This window comes from Pseudomonas sp. 9.1(2019) (genome assembly GCF_009910445.1).
Taxonomy (GTDB): Bacteria; Pseudomonadota; Gammaproteobacteria; order Pseudomonadales; family Pseudomonadaceae; genus Aquipseudomonas; species Aquipseudomonas paraversuta.
The window spans coordinates 558,278-577,520 of the sequence record NZ_VBWF01000005.1; the positions used below are offsets into that span (position 1 = coordinate 558,278).

Here is a 19,243-nt window from a genome sequence, read left to right on the forward strand (position 1 = left end):
CAGCGGCTTGCGTGACCGCGCCTACAGCGCTGGCCCGTGGCCAACACCAGGAGAAGCCTGATGCGTGAAGTTTTTATCTGTGATGCGATTCGCACCCCCATTGGCCGTTTTGGCGCAGGTCTGGCCGCAGTGCGTGCCGATGACCTGGCGGCAGTGCCGATCAAGGCGCTGATCGAGCGTAATCCCGGGGTTAACTGGAACGAAGTTGATGAAGTATTTTTCGGTTGTGCCAACCAGGCCGGCGAAGACAATCGCAACGTGGCACGCATGGCTGCTCTGCTGGCCGGGCTGCCGGAAACCATTCCGGGCGTGACCCTTAACCGGCTGTGTGCCTCGGGTATGGATGCCATTGGTACAGCCTTCCGGGCGATTGCCAGCGGCGAGATGGAGCTGGCCATTGCTGGCGGCGTCGAGTCGATGTCACGTGCGCCCTTTGTGATGGGCAAGGCGGACGCTGCCTTCTCGCGCAACATGAAGCTCGAAGACACCACCATCGGCTGGCGTTTTATCAACCCGCTGATGAAAGCTCAGTACGGTGTCGACCCGATGCCGCAAACCGCCGATAACGTTGCCGATGACTATCACATCTCCCGCGCCGATCAGGACGCCTTCGCCCTGCGCAGCCAGCAACGCACAGCCGCAGCCCAGGCTGCCGGCTACTTTGCTGAAGAGATAGTGCCGGTGCGTGTTGCGCACAAAAAGGGTGAAACCGTCGTTGAACACGATGAGCATCCGCGCGCCGATACCACCCTTGAAACCTTGAGCAAGCTCAAGCCGGTCAATGGTCCGGACAAAACCGTGACTGCCGGCAATGCTTCAGGGGTGAACGATGGCGCCGCGGCACTGATTCTGGCCTCGGCTGATGCCGTCAAACGTCACGGCCTGACCGCCCGTGCCCGGGTACTGGGCATGGCCAGCGCCGCAGTGGCACCGCGGGTAATGGGTATCGGTCCGGTGCCTGCAGTGCGCAAGCTGGTTGAACGCCTGGGCCTGGCCGTCAGCGATTTTGACGTGATTGAACTCAATGAAGCCTTCGCCAGCCAGGGCCTGGCGGTTCTGCGCGAGCTGGGGCTGGCGGACGATGCGCCACAGGTCAATCCCAATGGCGGAGCAATTGCCCTGGGCCATCCGTTGGGCATGAGCGGTGCGCGAATTGTACTGACCGCATTGCATCATCTTGAAAAAACCGGTGGCAAAAAAGGGCTTGCCACCATGTGTGTCGGTGTCGGGCAAGGTCTGGCACTGGCCATCGAGCGGGTTTGACAGTCAGGCATTGAACACAGGGCCGAACCACTGTCTCAGTCGTTCGGCTTACTTGTGGTTGCGGTGATAGTTGTTGCAAGGTATGTCTAACTGCAACTAAACCTGATGAGTAAAAAACATGACAACAGAAGCTCACTACACGGGAGAGGAACGTAGAAAAAGGATTTTTGCGATTGTCGGTGCCTCCTCCGGCAACCTGGTCGAATGGTTCGACTTCTACGTTTATGCCTTTTGCGCAATCTACTTCGCCCCGGCTTTTTTCCCCTCCGATGACCCGACCGTGCAGTTGCTCAACACTGCCGGCGTGTTTGCGGCAGGCTTTTTGATGCGTCCCATCGGTGGTTGGCTGTTTGGCCGGGTTGCCGACAAGCACGGGCGCAAGAACTCGATGATGATTGCGGTACTGATGATGTGCGCCGGCTCGCTGGTGATCACCTTCATGCCGACCTATGACACGATCGGTGCTTGGGCTCCGGCTTTGTTGCTGGTGGCCCGACTCTTTCAGGGCTTGTCAGTGGGCGGGGAGTACGGCACCACCGCCACTTACATGAGTGAAGTGGCGCCCAAGGGCGAGCGCGGTTTTTTCGCCTCCTTCCAGTACGTGACCCTGATCGGCGGGCAACTGCTGGCAGTGTTGGTAGTGGTCGTGCTTCAGCAACTGCTGTCAGAGGACGAACTGCGGGCCTGGGGCTGGCGCATTCCGTTCTTCATTGGCGCCGTGGCGGCGCTGATTTCGCTATTGCTGCGTCGTACCCTTAAAGAAACCACGAGCGAGGAGTCGCGCAAGAACAAGGACGCCGGGAGCGTTGGCGCTTTGTTTCGTGATCACAAAGCGGCATTTATTACCGTGCTGGGCTACACCGCCGGTGGCTCGCTGATTTTCTACACCTTCACCACTTATATGCAGAAATTCCTGGTGAACACAGCCGGCATGCAAGTCAAAACTGCCAGCTACATCATGACCGGCGCGCTGTTCTTTTATATGTGCATGCAGCCGTTGTTTGGCATGCTGGCCGACAGAATCGGTCGGCGTAACTCGATGTTGTGGTTCGGTGCGCTGGGTACCTTGTGCACTGTACCGATTTTGCTGACATTGAAAACCATCACCAGTCCATTTCTGGCCTTTGTGCTGATTACCCTGGCCCTGGCTATCGTCAGTTTTTACACATCCATCAGCGGGTTGGTGAAAGCTGAAATGTTCCCTCCGCACATCCGCGCGCTGGGTGTCGGTATGGCCTATGCCGTGGCCAACGCCCTGTTTGGCGGTACGGCCGAGGTGCTGGCTTTCGCGCTGAAAGCCAAAGGTATGGAAAACACCTTCTACTGGTATGTGACAGTCATGATGGCTATCGCCTTCCTGTTCAGCTTGCGTCTGCCGAGGCAGCCCAAGTATCTGCACCACGATCTGTGATGTACCGCGCGCGTCCATAACCGGCGCGCGCCTTCAAAGGAAGGCTTATGAGTGACCGAAGGAGCAATCAACTGTTCGATGCCTACTTCACGGCCAAGTCCATGGGTGAGGTGTTTTCAGATCATGGCCGGGTGCAGGCCATGCTCGACTTTGAAGCGGCGCTGGCCCGGGCGCAGGCGCGGGTTGGCCTGATCCCCCAGGCAGCCGTTGCGCCGATTGACCGGGCGTGTCGCGCTGAACTGTATGACTTTGCGGCGTTGGGCCAGGCGATCGCCAGCGCCGGCAACTCGGCAATTCCATTGGTCAAGGCGCTGGGCAAACAGATTGCCAGCGCCGCACCTGAGGCCGAGCGTTATGTGCATCTGGGTGCCACCAGCCAGGATGTGATGGACAGTGGCCTGGTGCTGCAATTGCGCTCAGCCCTGGGCTTGATTGAGCAGGATCTGGCGCAATTGGGAGCCGTGCTTGCGCAACAGGCTTTGCGCTATGCGACCACGCCTCTGGCGGGGCGAACCTGGTTGCAGCAGGCGACTCCGGTCACCCTCGGCATGAAAATCGCTGGCTGGCTGGGTGCGGTTACTCGCAGCCGTCAGCGCCTCAAGGAATTAAAGCCGCGCTTGCTGTGCCTGCAATTTGGCGGTGCTTCGGGAACCCTGGCCGCCTTGGGCGATCAGGCGATGCCGGTGGCGCAGGCGTTGGCCGAGGAACTGGGGCTGAGCCTGCCGGATCAGCCGTGGCACACCCAGCGTGATCGGCTGGTGGAGTTTGGCGCGGTGCTGGGGTTGATTGCCGGCAGCCTGGGTAAGGTGGGGCGTGATCTGAGCTTGCTGATGCAGACCGAAGCAGGGGAGGTGTTTGAGCCCGCGGCACCGGGCAAGGGCGGCTCTTCGACCATGCCGCACAAGCGCAACCCCGTGGGCTCGGCGGTGTTGATCAGCGCCGCCACCCGGGTTCCGGGCTTGCTGAGTACCTTGTTCAGCGCCATGCCCCAGGAGCACGAACGTAGCCTGGGCTTGTGGCACGCCGAATGGGAAACCCTGCCCGAGATTTGCTGTTTGGTCTCGGGGGCACTGGTGCAGGCGTTGAATATTGCCCAGGGACTGGAAGTGGATGCCGAACGCATGCTGCACAACCTTGATTTGACCCATGGGCTGGTGCTGGCCGAAGCGGTCAGTATCGTGCTGGCACAGAGGGTAGGGCGTGAAACCGCGCACCATCTGCTGGAGCAATGCTGCAAGCGTGCGGTGGCCGAGCAGCGTCATCTGCGCTCAGTGCTGGACGACGAGCCGCAAATAAGCGCGCAGTTGAGCGCACAAGATCTGGATCGCTTGCTTGATCCGGCCAATTACCTCGGCCAGGCGGTGACATGGGTGGAGCGTGCCCGGGCTGAACATTTTGCATTGACGCCATAAAAGGAGAAGTTCGTGGGACCTATACAAGAAGGTGAACTGAACTACCGGCTTGACGGCCCGCAAGGCGCGCCGGTGCTGGTTCTATCTAACTCGCTGGGCACCGACCTGGGGATGTGGGACGCGCAAATCCCGGCGTTTACCGAGCATTTTCAGGTGCTGCGTTATGACACCCGTGGTCATGGCCAGTCACTGGTCAGCGAGGGCCCCTACAGTATTGAACAGCTGGGGCGTGACGTACTGGCGCTGCTGGATGCGCTGCATATCGAGCGTGCGCACTTTTGCGGGCTGTCGATGGGCGGGTTGATTGGTCAGTGGCTGGGCATCCATGCCGGCGAGCGCCTGAACAAGCTGGTGGTGTGCAACACCGCGGCCAAAATAGGCGAGCCGTCGGTGTGGAACCCGCGAATCGAAATGGTACTGCGCGACGGTCCTGCGGCGATGGCCGGTCTGCGCGATGCCTCGATTGCCCGTTGGTTCACCGCCGATTACGCCCAGGCACATCCCGAGCAGGTCAAGCGCATCACCGACATGCTGGCTGCGACCTCGCCCCAAGGCTACGCCGCCAACTGTGCAGCGGTTCGCGATGCTGATTTTCGTGATCAACTGGCGGCCATCAAGGTGCCTACCCTGGTTATTGCCGGTACCGAGGACGCCGTAACGCCGCCTTCCGGCAGTCACTTTATTCAAGAACAGGTAGCGGGCGCCCAGTACGCCGAGTTCCATGCTGCGCACCTGTCCAACGTGCAGGCGGGTGATGCCTTCAGCCAAAGAGTGCTGGCCTTCCTGTCAGCCGTTTAAGGAGCTGTTTTGTGGACGAGAAACAACGTTACGACGCAGGTCTGAGCGTACGCCGTGAAGTGCTGGGTGATGCCCATGTCGATCGCAGCCTCAATGCCCTGACCGAGTTCAATAGCGAATTTCAGGAAATGATCACCCGCCACGCCTGGGGTGATATCTGGACCCGCCCCGGCCTGACGCGTCACACCCGTAGCCTGATCACTATTGCGATGCTGATCGGCATGAACCGCAGCGAAGAGCTCAAATTGCATTTGCGTGCGGCGGCCAGTAACGGCGTCACCCGTGCGGAGATCAAGGAAGTGCTGATGCAGAGCGCTATCTATTGCGGTATCCCGGCGGCCAATGCCACCTTCCATCTGGCGGAGTCAGTGTGGGACGAGCTGGGAGTCGAATCGCGGGAATAGCAGCGCCTTCCTGCATTTCTGCAGGAGCGAGCTTTTAACAGCTCGCGAGCAAGCTCGTTCCTACAGGGGCAGCACTACTCAGAAACAACAAACCCGCCAATTGGCGGGTTTGTTGTTTAACCAGAGTGCATCAGGCCTTCGGTGGCTGATCCGAAACAGGCCGGTTTTGCCCGGTTTGTTCGAACCAGCCGCCACCCAGAGCCTTGTACAGCGTGACTTCACTGGTCAGCTGTGACAGGCGGTCGGTGATCAACGATTGCTGCGCGCTGAACAATGAACGCTGGGCATCGAGGAAGGTCAGGTTGCTGTCGATGCCAATCCGGTAGCGACGCTCAGCCAACCGGTAGTAATCCTGGTTGGCGTTCACGAAGTCGGTTTGTGCCTGCAACTGCTGGTTGTAGGTCTGACGTGCTGCCAGGCCGTCAGAGACTTCCTGGAAGGCCGTCTGGATGGTTTTTTCGTACTGTGAAACGGTGATTTCTTTCTGGATTTTCGAGTAGTCCAGGCTGGCGCGCAAAGCCCCTGCGTTAAAGATCGGCAGGTTGATTTGCGGCGAGAACAACCAGGTACCCGAACCGCCTTTGAACAGGCCCGACAGATCCGGACTCAAGGTCCCGGCATTGGCCGTGAGGCTGATGCTCGGGAAGAACGCTGCACGCGCCGCGCCGATGTTGGCGTTGGCGGCCAACAGCTTGTGCTCGGCCTCGAGGATGTCCGGGCGACGTTGCAGCAGGTCGGATGGCAGGCCGGCCGGTACTTCGCTCAACAGATCAGCTGCCAGTGGCTGGCTGGCCGGCAAGTTGTCCGGGATGGTGGTGCCGAGCAGCAGCGCGAGGCTGTTCTGATCCTGAGCGACCTGGCGGGTGTAGCGCGCCAGTTGCACCCGGGCATTCTCGACCGAGGTGCGCGACTGACTGACGTCCAGTGCCGAGGCAACCCCTACTTCATTGCTGCGCAGGGTGAGCTTGTAGCTCTGATCGAACGCCTTGAGGGTGTCTTCGGTCAGCTTCAGCAGCTCTTTGTCAGCCTGCCAGGTCAGGTAGGCATTGGCGACACTGGCCACCAGACTGATCTGGGTGGTGCGTCGGGCTTCTTCGGTTGCAAAGTAGTTCTGCAACGCCTGGTCGCTCAGGCTGCGTATCCGGCCGAACAGGTCCAGCTCGTACGCGCTGACCCCGAGGGTCGCCGAATACTGGCTGGTGATACCGGCTTCGCCGGTTTGCGACAGGTTCGCCGGGGTGCGTTGACGGCTGCCGCTGCCATTGGCGCTAACCGCCGGAAACAGGTCGGCACGCTGGATACGGTACTGCGCGGCATACGCGTCGATGTTCAACGCGGCGACCCGAAGGTCGCGGTTGTTGACCAGGGCCGTTTGAATCAGCTGCTGCAGGGCCGGGTCATGGAAAAACTGACGCCAGCCTTGTTCTGCAGCGGCCTGGTTGGCCGCCTCGTTTGGCGAGTAGGCCGGCCCCTGCGGGTATTGCGCCGCTACCGGCGCCTCAGGGCGCTGGTAGTCCGGGATCAGCGAGCAGCCGCCCAGGGTAAATGCGGCGACAGCGAGGGCTAGAAGGGACTTGCTCATTGGCCAGCCTCGTTGTTTGGTGTTTTAGTCAGGTCCACTTTCTTCTCGGAATCTTTTTTGCTGCCAAAGGACGATACGGCGACAAAGAACAGCGGCACCCAGAACACGGCCAGTACTGTGGCGGTGATCATGCCACCGATTACGCCGGTACCAATAGCGTGCTGGCTGCCCGAGCCTGCGCCCGTGGAGATGGCCAGCGGGATCACACCCAGGACAAACGCCAGCGAGGTCATGATGATTGGCCGCAGACGCATGCGGCAGGCCTCAATGGCCGCCTCGGTCAGTGTTCGTCCCTGTTCATGCAGTTCCTTGGCAAACTCGACGATCAGAATGGCGTTTTTCGATGCCAGACCGATGGTCGTCAGCAGGCCTACCTGGAAGTACACGTCGTTGGACAACCCCCGCAGGCTGGTAGCCATAAGTGCACCGATAATCCCCAGCGGAACAACCAGCATTACCGCAATCGGGATCGACCAGCTTTCATACAGGGCTGCAAGGCACAGGAATACCATCAGCAAGGAAATTGCGTACAAGGCAGGTGCTTGCGAACCTGACAGACGTTCCTCGTAAGACAGACCTGTCCAGGAAATACCTACACCGGGCGGCAGCTTCTTGGCCAGGGCTTCGACTTCAGCCATGGCTTGACCGCTACTGTAGCCCGGGGCCGGAGCACCGAGTATTTCCATTGCTTCCACGCCGTTATAACGCGACAGCTTGGGCGGACCGTAGATCCATTCGCCCTTGGCGAAGGCCGAGAAAGGCACCATGGTTCCCTGGTCGTTGCGCACATACCACTTCTTCAGGTCTTCGGGGTTCATCCGCGAGTCAGCTTCGCCTTGCAGGAATACCTTCTTGACCCGACCGTGGTCGATGAAGTCGTTGACATAACTGGCACCCAGACCGATGGACAGGGTGTTGTTGATGTCCGAAAGACTCAGGCCCAGGGCGCGAGCGGCTTCATCGTCGATCAGCAGTTTGTATTGCGGCTCATCGTTCAAGCCGTTTGGACGCACACCGGCCAGAATCTTGCTTTGAGATGCCATGCCCAGGAACTGGTTGCGGGCCTCCATCAGCTTCTCGTGACCGATACCGGAACGGTCTTGCAGATAAACGTCAAAACCTGTGGCGTTACCCAGCTCCATTACAGCTGGCGGGGCAAAGGCGAAGACCATTGCATCGCGGTAGCTGGAGAACACTTTCTGCGCCCGTGCGGCCAGCGCAAACACGCTGTTGTCCGCATCACGTTCGCCCCATGGCTTGAGCATGATGAACGCCAGACCAGAGCTCTGGCCACGGCCGGCAAAGTTGAAGCCGTTCACGGTAAACACCGAAGACACAGCGCCCGATTCATCGGTCAGCAGGTATTCGCGCATCCGGTCTACCACCTGCTGAGTGCGCTCTGCAGTGGTGCCCGCGGGAGTTTGAACCTGTGCAAACAATACGCCCTGGTCTTCTTCCGGGAGGAAGGAGGTAGGGATACGGGTGAACAGGAACACCATACCAACCACAATCAGGACATAAGCCAGGAAGTACGGAGCCTTGTGACGCAGAATGCTGCCGACACCTTTCTCGTAGCGTTTCACGCCACTGTCGAAAGTACGGTTGAACCAGCCGAAGAAACCGCGCTTGTTCTCGCCGTGATCTCCCTTCTGGATCGGCTTGAGCATGGTGGCGCACAGGGCCGGGGTGAAGATCAGTGCAACCAGTACCGACAGGCCCATCGCCGAAACGATGGTGATCGAGAATTGGCGATAGATCACACCGGTGGAACCGCTGAAGAAGGCCATCGGCAGCAGTACCGCCGACAGTACCAGGGCAATACCCACCAGGGCGCCCTGGATCTGCTCCATGGATTTCTTGGTGGCTTCCTTGGGCGGTAGTCCTTCTTCGGACATTACCCGCTCAACGTTTTCAACTACCACAATCGCATCGTCCACCAGCAAGCCGATGGCCAATACCATGCCGAACATGGTCAGGGTGTTGATGCTGAAACCTGCAGCGGCCAGGATCCCGAAGGTACCCAGCAATACAACCGGTACTGTCATCGTGGTGATGATGGTGGCACGGAAGTTCTGCAGGAACAGGAACATCACCAGGAACACCAGGGCGACAGCTTCGACCAGGGTTTCGAGAACCCCTTCGATCGATGCCGAAACCACTGGCGTGGTGTCATACGGGTAAACGACTTTCATGCCTTCCGGGAAGAAGGGCTCCAGACCGTTGATGGTTTCACGCAATGCCTTTGCCGTGTCCAGGGCGTTCGAACCCGGGGCCAGCTTGATCGCGATACCCGATGCCGGTTTGCCGTTGAATTGCGCGCTGACGCTGTAGTTTTCACCACCCAGGGCAACATCGGCGACATCGCTCAGGCGTACCTGGGAACCGTCGGTGTTGACCTTGAGCAGGATCTTCTTGAACTCATCTGCAGTCTGCAGACGGGTTTTACCGATGATGGTCGCGTTCAGCTCCTGACCTTTTACCGCAGGCAGGCCGCCCAGTTGCCCGGAGGACACCTGTACGTTCTGTGCGCTGATGGCCGATTTAACGTCCACCGGAGTCAGGTTGTACTTGTTCAGCTTGAGCGGGTCGAGCCAGATACGCATGGCGTACTGGGCACCGAACACCTGGAAGTCGCCCACACCTTCGGTACGGGAGATCGGGTCCTGCATGTTGGAAACGATGTAGTTGGACAGGTCGTCCTTGTTCATGCTGCCGTCTTCAGACACCACACCGATAACCATCAGGAAGTTTTTCACTGCCTTGGTTACACGGATACCTTGCTGCTGAACCTCTTGAGGCAGCAGGGGCGTTGCCAGGTTGAGCTTGTTCTGCACCTGAACCTGAGCGGTGTCAGGGTCGGTACCTTGCTCGAACGTGGCGGTGATGCTCATGCTGCCGTCGGAGTTGCTTTCCGAGGACACATAACGCAAGTGGTCAATACCGTTAAGCTGTTGCTCGATTACCTGAACCACGGTGTCCTGCACAGTTTGCGCCGAAGCGCCCGGGTAGGTCACAGCGATCGAAATGGCAGGCGGTGCAATGCTCGGGTACTGGTTGATCGGTAGTTTGAGGATCGATAGAGCCCCGACCAGCATGATCACCAGGGCAATTACCCAAGCGAAAATCGGACGGTCGATAAAAAATTTCGACATGGTTTACTCCCCTTTACTGCCTGCAGCTTTTTCTGTTGCCGGGGCAGATGCCGGGGTTTCGCCTTGTGGTTTTTCCATGATTTTCACTTCAGCACCAGGCTTGATGAATTGCAGACCGTCGACGATCAGGCGATCACCAGCGTTCAGGCCTTTTTCTACCAGCCAGTTGCTGCCCACGGTGCGCGAAGCTTGCAGCACGCGCAGTTCTACCTTGTTGTCCGGCCCAACGATCAAAGCTGTCGGTTGGCCCTTGAGGTTGTGGGTCACGCCGATTTGAGGCGCGAGAATCGCATCGCTGTTGATGCCAGCTTCCAGTTGCGCGTGGACAAACATGCCCGGCAACAGAGTGTCATCAGGGTTCGGGAACACCGCGCGCAGGGTTACGGAACCGGTGGTTTCGTCAACCGATACTTCGGTGAACTCAAGGCGACCTTCTTGCTGGTACTCACTGCCGTCCGGAAGGGTCAGCTTGACCTTGGCGGCGTTATCTCCGGCCCTCTTCAAGCGGCCACTGGCCAGATCGCGGCGCAGCTCGAGCATTTCTACCGAGGATTGGGTCACGTCAACATAGATCGGGTCCAGTTGGGTGATCACTGCCAATGCATCTGCCTGGCCACTGGTCACCAGTGCGCCCTCAGTAAACAGCGAGCGTCCGATACGGCCGGACAGCGGTGCCAAAACCTTGGTGTAGCGCAGGTTGACCTGAGCAGTATTCAAAGTCGCTTCGGCTTCGAGGCGGGCGGACTCGGCGTTGTCGTATTCCTGACGGCTTACGGCTTGTTCTGCAACCAGCTGCTTGTAGCGCTCAGCCAGGGACTTGGCCGACTGCAAAGTGGCCTTGGCGCTCAGGACGTTGCTTTCGTAGATGGCTGGATCGATCTGATACAGCTGCTGGCCGACTTTGACGTCACTGCCTTCTTTGAACAGGCGCTTGAGAATAATCCCGTTCACCTGGGGACGAACTTCTGCCGAGCGATAGGACGTAGTCCGGCCTGGCAGGTCATTGGTCAGGGTAAAAGGTTGGGTTTTCAGCGTCACGACGCCGACCTGAGGGATTTGTGGGGCAGGTGCCGCCTCTTCCTTTTTACATCCGCTGAGCAGCGAAGCTAGGGCGATGGCAGCAACCAGAGCGGTAACAGCTGGCTTGAATTGCATGAAAATCCTCGGGTCAGGCACGCGAAAGCGCACAAGAATAGTGGAAGGGTAAAGAAAGCTGTTCCGGGTGGATAAGTAGCTTGCCAAGGAATATACTTACATTCACGGCTGTTTGTAAATAGCGGCGGCGTGCCGCAGCATGCGTCACAAGGCCCTTTTCTATGTTTGAAGTAGTCCGGGATAAGGCATAACAAACGCCACCCGATGTTGGTTTGGACGAGCGGCCGCAATTGTCCAGATCCTCCTGATTGAGGTTTGTATTGCCATGGTCCGTCGTACCAAAGAAGAAGCTCAGGAAACCCGGAGCAAAATCCTCGAAGCTGCCGAGCAGGCCTTTTATGAGCGGGGTGTTGCGCGTACCACGCTGGCTGATATTGCAGCACTGGCGGGTGTAACCCGTGGCGCGATTTACTGGCATTTCAGTAACAAGGCCGACCTGGTGCAGGCCATGCTGGACAGCTTGCATGAGCCACTGGATGAACTGGCCAAAGCCAGTGAAAGTCAGGACGAACTTGATCCGCTCGGGTGCATGCGCAAGCTGCTGGTTCATTTGTTTCGCCAGGTTGCCATCGATCCTCAAACCCGGCGTATCAATGAGATTTTGTTTCATAAGTGCGAATTCACTGACGAAATGTGTGACCTGCGCCGTCAACGCCAAGTGGCGAGTGTCGACTGTAACAGTCGAATCGAGCTTGCCCTGAATAATGCCATCCATCGCGAGCAACTCCCGAAGACCCTTGACGCCCGCCGCGCGGCTATCTGTCTGCACGCCTATATCGACGGTATTCTCGGCCAATGGCTGCTGGTCCCCGATAGTTTTGAGCTGCACAAGGAAGCTGAGACCTGGGTCGACACAGGGATAGAGATGCTGAGCCTGAGCCCAAGCTTGCGCAGCCGAGAGCAAATTGGTGAAGAGTCTAGTCCGATCGAACGATAAGGCGAGGGAAGATTCAACTCTAGTTTCGGTATGGCTTCGAGATGCCTTTATATACGTCTAGGGCGCGGCTTTAAAGGTAGCGAGCTATGTATTTTGTAATGCAATTGTTAAGCCCCCCGTCGATCCTGGGTCAAGTCGGCTCAGTCTGTACGTCAGTGCTGACAACCTGGGGGCTGCGGGTATTTATTTCTGCGCCTCTGTCACTCATCCCTAGAGTTCGCGCATCTGCTTCCCCTACACTCGAAGAGCGCTTGGGTCGGTGGCCGGAGCAGCCAAAATCGCAGAGCGGGCGACTGCCAGCATGTTTGTGCGCTCTGGACGAAAGCAAAGATGCTGCGACCGGGATGCAGGCGTCGTGGCCAATTCGAGGAATAACCAGTGAACAAGATCTACTCGAGTGCCGAATCCGCCTTGCAGGGGATCGTCGAAGACGGGATGACCCTGGCAGTGGGTGGTTTTGGGTTGTGCGGCATCCCGGAGGCCCTGATTGCAGCCTTGCGTGACACGGGCAAGCGTGAGTTGACGGTTATTAGTAACAATGCGGGCGTGGACGGGTTCGGACTTGGCCAACTGCTGACGACCCGTCAGATCCGCAAAATGATTTCTTCTTATGTAGGCGAGAACAAAGAGTTTGAGCGCCAATACCTGGCCGGCGAGCTTGAACTGGAGTTTACCCCCCAAGGTACTCTGGCCGAGAAGTTGCGTGCAGGCGGCGCGGGTATCCCGGCGTTTTACACCAAAACCGGTTACGGCACCCTGGTGGCAGAAGGCAAGGAAACGCGTGAGTTCGATGGCGAGTGGTTTGTCATGGAGCGTTCACTGCGTGCCGACGTAGCGCTGGTCAAAGCCTGGAAGGCCGATAAATCCGGCAATCTGTTATTCAACAAAACCGCGCGCAATTTCAACCCGCTGGCTGCAATGGCGGCCAAGGTCTGTGTGGTTGAAGTAGAAGAAATCGTCGAAACAGGTGAGATCGAACCTGATCAGGTGCATTTACCGGGGATTTACGTACAGCGTCTGGTACTGAATCCCACTCCGGAAAAACGCATCGAACAACGCACTGTGCGGAGCGCCTGAACATGGCCTGGACTCGTGAAGAAATGGCGCATCGCGCCGCCCAAGAATTGCAGGACGGTTTTTACGTCAACCTTGGTATCGGTTTGCCGACTTTGGTAGCCAACTATATACCCGAGGGCATGGATGTCTGGCTGCAAAGTGAAAACGGCCTGCTGGGCATTGGCCCGTTTCCTGGTGAAGACGAAGTGGACGCGGACCTGATCAACGCCGGCAAGCAAACCATCACCACGTTGCCTGGCAGCAGTTTTTTCAACAGCGCCGACTCGTTCGCGATGATTCGCGGCGGGCATATCAACCTGTCGATCCTGGGGGCGATGCAGGTCTCCGAAAAAGGCGATCTGGCGAACTGGATGATTCCGGGCAAGATGGTGAAAGGCATGGGCGGTGCCATGGACCTGGTCGCTGGAGTCAAACGTGTGGTGGTGCTTATGGAACATACCGCCAAGGGTGGCACGCACAAGCTGCTCAAGCAGTGCGATCTGCCGCTGACAGGGGTGGGGGTGGTTGACCGTATCATCACCGATCTGGCCGTGCTTGATGTGACCGATCAAGGGCTAAAGCTGGTTGAGCTGGCCTCAGGCGTGACGCTGGAAGAGCTCAAAGAGGCGACCGGCTGCGCCATTAATGGCTAACCGGATGACTGGCGGGCGGCGGTCGCATCGCCGGCAAGCCGGCTCCCGCACTGGAGCTGTGGCGGGCTGAGGGATTGATATCCCGCCCGCTGCTTGTGGGAGCCGGCTTGCCGGCGATACAGGCGGTGCGATAGCTGTGCCAAAAACGCAAAAAGCCCCGGCTCGCAGGAGACGGGGCTTTTTGCTGCAGCGTGAATCAGCGTTCCAGATCTTTGATCTTGCCTTTCACACCATCAAACTCTTCCGCGTCCGGCAGAGCGTCTTTCTTCTCAGTGATGTTTGGCCAGATTTCAGCCAGCTCAACATTCAACTGAATGAATTCTTGCATGTCAGCGGGCACTTCATCTTCAGAGAAGATGGCTTGCGCCGGGCATTCAGGCTCACAAAGCGCGCAGTCGATGCACTCATCCGGGTGAATCACCAGGAAGTTCGGGCCTTCGTAAAAGCAGTCCACCGGACAGACTTCTACGCAGTCGGTGTACTTGCACTTGATGCAGTTGTCGGTGACGACGAAGGTCATTTCTAATTTTCTCCTCAGGCGGCGGCAGCGAATCCCTTCCAGGACGGGTTCGCCGGGCTCGGGAGTGATATCTACAGACCAGGCTAAAAGGTCAGTAGCATCCCGAACCGCGCGCGATTCTATCAGCTTGAACGCATCAGCGTTAGATGCGTGTCTTTAATGTGTAGAGCAAATCAAGTGCTTTACGTGGCGTCATGTTGTCCAGATCGAGCTTGGACAGGTCGTCCAGCACCGGATGCGGCAGGCTGGCAAACATGTCGCTTTGCTGTGGCGGTGATTTTTTACCGGGCGTCGGACGGGGTGCTTCATGGGGCAGACTGGTGGTCTCCAGACGGCTCAAGTGCTCGCGGGCCCGGGTGATGACTTCGGGCGGCACGCCGGCCAGCTGGGCTACCGCCAGGCCATAGCTCTGGCTCGCCGGGCCCGGCAATACATGGTGCAGGAACACGATTCGCTCATTGTGCTCGGTTGCGCTCAAGTGCACGTTGGCCACCAGCGGCTCATTTTCGGGCAGTACGGTCAGCTCGAAATAGTGCGTGGCAAACAGGGTGTAGGCGCGCAATTGGGCGAGACGTTCTGCCGCAGCCCAGGCCAATGACAGGCCGTCGAAAGTACTGGTGCCGCGTCCAACTTCATCCATCAGCACCAGGCTGCGCTCGGTGGCGTTATGCAGGATGTTGGCGGTTTCACTCATTTCAACCATAAAGGTCGAACGCCCGCCCGCCAGGTCATCGCTGGAACCGATTCGGGTGAAGATCCGGTCCACCAGCGACAGCTCGCAACTGGCAGCAGGAACGAAGCTGCCTATGTGCGCCAGCAGTACGATCAATGCGGTCTGGCGCATGTAGGTCGATTTACCGCCCATGTTAGGACCGGTAATCACCAGCATGCGGGTGTTGTCATCCAGCGCCAGGTCGTTGGCCACGAACGGCGTAGTCAACACCTGCTCCACCACCGGATGGCGGCCCTGGTTGATGCGCATGCAGGGTTCGTCAACAAAGCGCGGGCAGTTCAAATCGAGGTTCAGCGCGCGTTCGGCCAGGTTGCTCAGGACATCCAGCTCAGCCAGGGCAGCGGCGGTGTCCTGCAGCGGCGGCAGCTCACCGATCAGGGTTTCGAGCAATGCTTCGTAGAGCATTTTCTCCCGGGCCAGTGCACGGCTTTTCGCCGACAGGGCTTTGTCTTCGAAAGCTTTGAGTTCCGGGGTGATAAAACGCTCGGCGCCTTTTAGCGTCTGGCGGCGGATGTAATCAGCCGGGGCTTGCTCGGCCTGCTTGCTTGGCAGCTCGATAAAGTAGCCGTGTACCCGGTTGTAACCGACCTTGAGGTTGGCCAGCCCGGTTCGGGCTTTTTCCCGGGCTTCCAGATCGATCAAAAACTGTCCGGCGTTTTCGCTCAGTGATTGCAGCTCATCCAGCTCGGCGTCATAACCGGTTTTCAATACCCCGCCATCGCGGATCACCGCCGGCGGGTTGTCGTTAATTGCTTTTTCCAGCAATGCCGCCAGCTCGGGATAGGTACCGGTGCTGGTGGCCAATTGCTGCAGGTGTGGTGCTTCGAGCCCGATCATCGCGTCTTGCAGTTCGGGCAGGGCACCCAAGGCATCGCGCAAGCGCGCCAGATCTCGCGGGCGCGCATTACGCAGGCCGATACGGGCCAGAATGCGCTCCAGATCGCCAATCTCTTTAAGTTGCGGCTGCAGTTTTTCGAAACGGTAGCCATCCAGCAAGCAGGTAATCGACGACTGGCGGGCCAGCAGCACAGGCAAATCGCGCAATGGGCGGTTCAGCCAGCGGGTCAGCAAACGGCTACCCATTGACGTCTGGCAGCGGTCCACCACGGACTGCAATGTATTGTCGCGGCCACCGGCCAGGTTGGTGTCCAGCTCCAGGTTGCGTCGACTGGCACCGTCGAGCACCACGGTATCGTCGAGGCGTTCATGACGCAGGCTGCGTAAATGGGGCAGGGCGGTACGCTGGGTTTCCTTGGCGTAACTGAGCAAGCAACCGGCAGCGCCAATGGCCAGGGTCAGGTTTTCGCAACCGAAGCCTTTAAGGTCCTGGGTTGAAAACTGTTGGCACAGACTTTTCAGCGCCGAGTCGCGCTCAAAGTCCCAGGGTGCGCGGCGTCGAACGCCACGGCGTTTTTCCGCAGGCAGGCCTTGGGGCCAATCGTCCGGGATCATCAATTCAACCGGGTTGATGCGCTCCAGCTCGGCCAGCAGGTTTTCCCAGCCTTTGATTTCCAGTACCGAGAAATTGCCACTGGTGATGTCCAGTACCGCCAGACCAAACAAGCGTTCGTCGCCCAGCACCGCTGCAATCAGGTTGTCACGACGCTCATCAAGCAGCGCCTCATCGCTGACCGTACCCGGGGTGATGATGCGCACCACCTGGCGGTCAACCGGGCCCTTGCTGGTCGCCGGATCGCCGACCTGTTCACAAATCACCACCGACTCGCCGAGTTTTACCAGCTTGGCCAAATACCCTTCGGCGGCATGGTAAGGAATCCCGCACATCGGAATCGCCTGTCCGGCCGACTGCCCGCGCGCCGTGAGGGTGATGTCCAGCAACTTGGCGGCCTTCTTCGCGTCTTCATAGAAGATCTCGTAGAAGTCGCCCATGCGATAGAACATCAACTGATCAGGGTGCTGGTTTTTCAGGCGCCAGTACTGCTGCATCATCGGTGTGTGGCTGGAGAGGTCGGAGCTGTTTTTACTCATGAGAGGCTTAGGCGGATTCGTTTTGAAAGTGGGGAAAGGCAGGCGCGCAGCCTGGGATTTTCATAATGGTCGCAAGGTTAACATGTCAGCTACCCGCATCTACAGGGGGACTCCGGGCTGCTATTAATAGAAGAAATTGCGTTTGCCATCTGCAAACAGCGCCAGCACTATTCCCGTCATGTCTAAACGAACTGTTTCAACTGTCCTCAACGAACTGCTGGTTCGTCACCGGATCAGCGCCATGGCGCTGCACCGCAGTACCGGTGTGCCGCAGTCCACGCTGTCGAGAATTTTGAGCGGCAAGATTGCCGATCCCTCTGATCGGCACATCTCCAGAATTGCCGAATACTTCCGCATCAGTACGGATCGGCTGCGGGGTCGGGACGATAGTCATCTGCTTGTCCCGAGCGAGCACCTGCACCCGGAGTTGCATGATATCTGTCTGTGGGATGACGACACCCCGGTGGCGGATGACGAAGTCTCTATTGCGTTCCTGCGTCAGGTGGAGCTGGCAGCCGGGACGGGGCGCTTTGCCATTGAAGAGAGCGAGCGTGCCCGGCTGCGTTTTGGCAAGCGCAGCCTGCGCCACAATGGCGTGGAGTTTGACCAGGCAAAGTGCGTGACAGTGCGCGGCGACAGCATGCTGCCGGTGTTGCGCGATGGGGCAACGGTTGGCGTCAATGCAGGCAAGCGCATGCTCGATGAGGTCGTCGACGGTGATCTGTATGCGATCAATCACAACGGTGAGCTGCGGGTAAAGCAGCTCTATCGTCTGGCAGACGGGATTCGTTTGCGCAGCTTCAACCGGGATGAATACCCGGATGAAGACTATGCCTACAACGATCTGGAGGATGAACAACTGGTGATCCTCGGGCATGTGTTCTGGTGGGGGATGTACGCTCGCTAGCGCAAATTTCAAAAAAAAGCCCACATGAACGTGGGCTTTTTTTTGTCTTTTTAAAGACCAATCCTACGGTCTGCGCCCTCTTTGTTGGCTTGTACAGGTGCGCTGAAAAATATATGCACTGATGCATTGACTGTATATCCATACATGCATAGTCTTTGCTTCATGGCAGTTTTCAAGTGCAGGGAGGCGACGTAACCGATAGCGCCCGCTTTCAGTCCAGGCCAGAAACTGGCGCTTATCAATTAAGGAATCAGGAGTGATGACATGCTGAATGAACCGCAACTACTGCTGGAGATGCCGGTTTTGCTGGTCATTCTTCTTGCCCTGGTGGGTGGCATTTTTGGTGAAATGTGGCGAGCCGACAAAGACGGCGCCAGCGGATGGTTGCTGGTGCGGCGCCTGGCCCTGCGTTCGGGGGCCTGCATGGTGTGCGGTGTCTCGACTTTCATGCTGCTGTACGCGGCAGGGATGTCTATCCTGGCGGCCGGTGCTTTTGGTTGCCTGACCGCTTTGGCCGGAGCGGATGCAGCCATCAGTCTGTACCAGCGCTGGGCGGCCAAGCGGCTTGGGGTCGATGGCTCTGCCGATTCTCGGATTGAACCGTAAGAGCGGTAGCTTTTTCCTGTGGGATGTCTGTCATGACAGTGGAGCCGTCTTGCAACACCCGGCTGCTCGTGTAGGTTATGGCGCTTACTGACCCCATCGGGAGAGAACCATGGACCCAATATCTCGACTCGCAGCTGAACTTGGGCACCAGTTACAAACTCTGAACGCTCAAGTAACGACCGCCGAGTCCTGCACCGGGGGGGGCATTGCAGAAGCCATCACCCGAATTGCCGGCAGTTCCGCCTGGTTTGAGGCGGGTTTTGTAACCTACTCCAATCAGCAAAAGACCCGGCAGCTGAATGTCCCGCAACCTTTGTTTACCCAGGTAGGCGCAGTCAGTCGCGAGGTCGTCGAGGCGATGGTGCGTGGCGCGCAGGTGCAAAGTGCTGCGCGGTTTGCCGTAGCGGTAAGTGGTGTTGCCGGGCCGGGCGGCGGTTCGCTGGACAAGCCGGTTGGTACTGTCTGGCTGGCGTGGGGGGTTGGCAATGAGGTTTCGGCCGAGCGCAGGCACTTTGCCGGGAATCGCGATGAAGTGCGTCGGCAAACGGTGATTGCCGCTCTGGAAGGGCTAATACGCCGAACGGTACGAGAAATAAAAAATCAGGGGTAGGCGATCGTTTATCGCTGTGGAATAATACTGGCTACTTATACAGTTATCGGCCGTC

The 19,243-nt window shown here is 58.3% G+C and carries 16 protein-coding genes; 11 read left to right on the forward strand and 5 right to left on the reverse strand.

The window, feature by feature from the left end; translation table 11 throughout:
- Positions 1-57 precede the first annotated feature (57 nt).
- From pcaF to pcaC, 5 genes are all read left to right on the forward strand, one after another.
- On the forward strand, positions 58-1,263 hold the full coding sequence (pcaF, locus tag FEZ21_RS08605; RefSeq protein ID WP_177412971.1) for a 3-oxoadipyl-CoA thiolase: 1,206 nt from the start codon (positions 58-60) through the stop codon (positions 1,261-1,263).
- Between the two features lie 118 nt (positions 1,264-1,381).
- On the forward strand, positions 1,382-2,674 hold the full coding sequence (locus FEZ21_RS08610; protein WP_003443087.1) for an MFS family transporter: 1,293 nt from the start codon (positions 1,382-1,384) through the stop codon (positions 2,672-2,674).
- A gap of 47 nt (positions 2,675-2,721) precedes the next feature.
- Positions 2,722-4,086 carry a 3-carboxy-cis,cis-muconate cycloisomerase gene (locus FEZ21_RS08615; RefSeq protein ID WP_010655681.1) on the forward strand — a complete coding sequence of 455 codons (1,365 nt, stop codon included), beginning with the start codon at positions 2,722-2,724 and terminating at the stop codon, positions 4,084-4,086.
- A 12-nt stretch (positions 4,087-4,098) separates the two neighbouring features.
- The gene (gene pcaD, locus FEZ21_RS08620; protein ID WP_003443079.1) at positions 4,099-4,884 is read left to right on the forward strand and encodes a 3-oxoadipate enol-lactonase; all 786 of its coding nucleotides are present in this window, start codon (positions 4,099-4,101) and stop codon (positions 4,882-4,884) included.
- Positions 4,885-4,895: 11 nt separating this feature from the next.
- Complete coding sequence (gene pcaC, locus FEZ21_RS08625) at positions 4,896-5,288, forward strand: 4-carboxymuconolactone decarboxylase (protein WP_003443064.1); 393 nt, start codon at positions 4,896-4,898, stop codon at positions 5,286-5,288.
- Between the two features lie 130 nt (positions 5,289-5,418).
- Here pcaC and adeC read toward each other — a convergent pair whose 3' ends face one another.
- From adeC to FEZ21_RS08640, 3 genes are read right to left on the reverse strand one after another with little or no spacing between them, the layout of a single operon-like run.
- The gene (adeC, locus tag FEZ21_RS08630) at positions 5,419-6,870 is read right to left on the reverse strand and encodes an AdeC/AdeK/OprM family multidrug efflux complex outer membrane factor (RefSeq protein ID WP_003443061.1); all 1,452 of its coding nucleotides are present in this window, start codon (positions 6,868-6,870) and stop codon (positions 5,419-5,421) included.
- Positions 6,867-10,022, reverse strand: a complete 3,156-nt coding sequence (locus tag FEZ21_RS08635) for an efflux RND transporter permease subunit (RefSeq protein WP_003443058.1) — start codon at positions 10,020-10,022, stop codon at positions 6,867-6,869. Before FEZ21_RS08635 ends, adeC begins: the two co-directional genes overlap by 4 nt.
- Positions 10,023-10,025: 3 nt before the next feature.
- Positions 10,026-11,177, reverse strand: a complete 1,152-nt coding sequence (locus FEZ21_RS08640) for an efflux RND transporter periplasmic adaptor subunit (RefSeq protein ID WP_003443055.1) — start codon at positions 11,175-11,177, stop codon at positions 10,026-10,028.
- A 265-nt stretch (positions 11,178-11,442) separates the two neighbouring features.
- Between FEZ21_RS08640 and FEZ21_RS08645 the strand changes: the two genes are divergently transcribed.
- The 3 genes from FEZ21_RS08645 (at position 11,443) to FEZ21_RS08655 (ending at position 13,823) form a co-directional block, all read left to right on the forward strand.
- Positions 11,443-12,114, forward strand: a complete 672-nt coding sequence (locus FEZ21_RS08645) for a TetR family transcriptional regulator (RefSeq protein WP_003443052.1) — start codon at positions 11,443-11,445, stop codon at positions 12,112-12,114.
- Between the two features lie 378 nt (positions 12,115-12,492).
- A complete protein-coding gene (locus FEZ21_RS08650; protein WP_003443050.1) occupies positions 12,493-13,191 on the forward strand; it encodes a CoA transferase subunit A in 699 nt (232 codons plus the stop codon).
- Positions 13,192-13,193: 2 nt separating this feature from the next.
- Positions 13,194-13,823, forward strand: coding sequence for a CoA transferase subunit B (locus FEZ21_RS08655; protein ID WP_160626872.1), 630 nt, complete (start codon positions 13,194-13,196; stop codon positions 13,821-13,823).
- Between the two features lie 196 nt (positions 13,824-14,019).
- On the opposite strand, the gene fdxA is transcribed toward FEZ21_RS08655, so the two are convergent.
- Positions 14,020-14,343 (reverse strand): ferredoxin FdxA, encoded by a 324-nt coding sequence (gene fdxA / locus FEZ21_RS08660; protein WP_003443045.1) that lies wholly within the window; start codon positions 14,341-14,343, stop codon positions 14,020-14,022.
- Between the two features lie 142 nt (positions 14,344-14,485).
- Positions 14,486-17,065 carry a DNA mismatch repair protein MutS gene (gene mutS, locus FEZ21_RS08665; protein ID WP_010655682.1) on the reverse strand — a complete coding sequence of 860 codons (2,580 nt, stop codon included), beginning with the start codon at positions 17,063-17,065 and terminating at the stop codon, positions 14,486-14,488.
- Positions 17,066-17,234: 169 nt separating this feature from the next.
- Here mutS and FEZ21_RS08670 point away from each other — a divergent pair, with 169 nt between their 5' ends.
- The 3 genes from FEZ21_RS08670 to FEZ21_RS08680 all read left to right on the forward strand — a co-directional run bounded on the left by FEZ21_RS08670 (position 17,235) and on the right by FEZ21_RS08680 (position 19,188).
- Positions 17,235-17,972 (forward strand): XRE family transcriptional regulator, encoded by a 738-nt coding sequence (locus FEZ21_RS08670; protein ID WP_198285229.1) that lies wholly within the window; start codon positions 17,235-17,237, stop codon positions 17,970-17,972.
- A gap of 264 nt (positions 17,973-18,236) precedes the next feature.
- Positions 18,237-18,578: a phage holin family protein gene (locus FEZ21_RS08675; RefSeq protein ID WP_003443035.1), complete on the forward strand. Its 342-nt coding sequence runs from the start codon at positions 18,237-18,239 to the stop codon at positions 18,576-18,578.
- Between the two features lie 109 nt (positions 18,579-18,687).
- Positions 18,688-19,188, forward strand: coding sequence for a CinA family protein (locus FEZ21_RS08680; protein ID WP_003443032.1), 501 nt, complete (start codon positions 18,688-18,690; stop codon positions 19,186-19,188).
- Positions 19,189-19,243 lie beyond the last annotated feature (55 nt).

What these genes read in the sequence shown, in the direction of transcription:
- FEZ21_RS08655 (WP_160626872.1), top strand. Translation starts at nt 13,194, where the DNA reads ATGGCCTGGACTCGTGAAGAAATGGCGCATCGCGCCGCCCAAGAATTG.
- FEZ21_RS08675 (WP_003443035.1), top strand. Translation starts at nt 18,237, where the DNA reads ATGCTGAATGAACCGCAACTACTGCTGGAGATGCCGGTTTTGCTGGTC.
- FEZ21_RS08680 (WP_003443032.1), top strand. Translation starts at nt 18,688, where the DNA reads ATGGACCCAATATCTCGACTCGCAGCTGAACTTGGGCACCAGTTACAA.
- adeC (WP_003443061.1), bottom strand. Translation starts at nt 6,870, where the DNA reads ATGAGCAAGTCCCTTCTAGCCCTCGCTGTCGCCGCATTTACCCTGGGC.
- FEZ21_RS08635 (WP_003443058.1), bottom strand. Translation starts at nt 10,022, where the DNA reads ATGTCGAAATTTTTTATCGACCGTCCGATTTTCGCTTGGGTAATTGCC.
- fdxA (WP_003443045.1), bottom strand. Translation starts at nt 14,343, where the DNA reads ATGACCTTCGTCGTCACCGACAACTGCATCAAGTGCAAGTACACCGAC.
- mutS (WP_010655682.1), bottom strand. Translation starts at nt 17,065, where the DNA reads ATGAGTAAAAACAGCTCCGACCTCTCCAGCCACACACCGATGATGCAG.
- FEZ21_RS08645 (WP_003443052.1), top strand. Translation starts at nt 11,443, where the DNA reads ATGGTCCGTCGTACCAAAGAAGAAGCTCAGGAAACCCGGAGCAAAATC.
- FEZ21_RS08615 (WP_010655681.1), top strand. Translation starts at nt 2,722, where the DNA reads ATGAGTGACCGAAGGAGCAATCAACTGTTCGATGCCTACTTCACGGCC.
- FEZ21_RS08640 (WP_003443055.1), bottom strand. Translation starts at nt 11,177, where the DNA reads ATGCAATTCAAGCCAGCTGTTACCGCTCTGGTTGCTGCCATCGCCCTA.
- FEZ21_RS08610 (WP_003443087.1), top strand. Translation starts at nt 1,382, where the DNA reads ATGACAACAGAAGCTCACTACACGGGAGAGGAACGTAGAAAAAGGATT.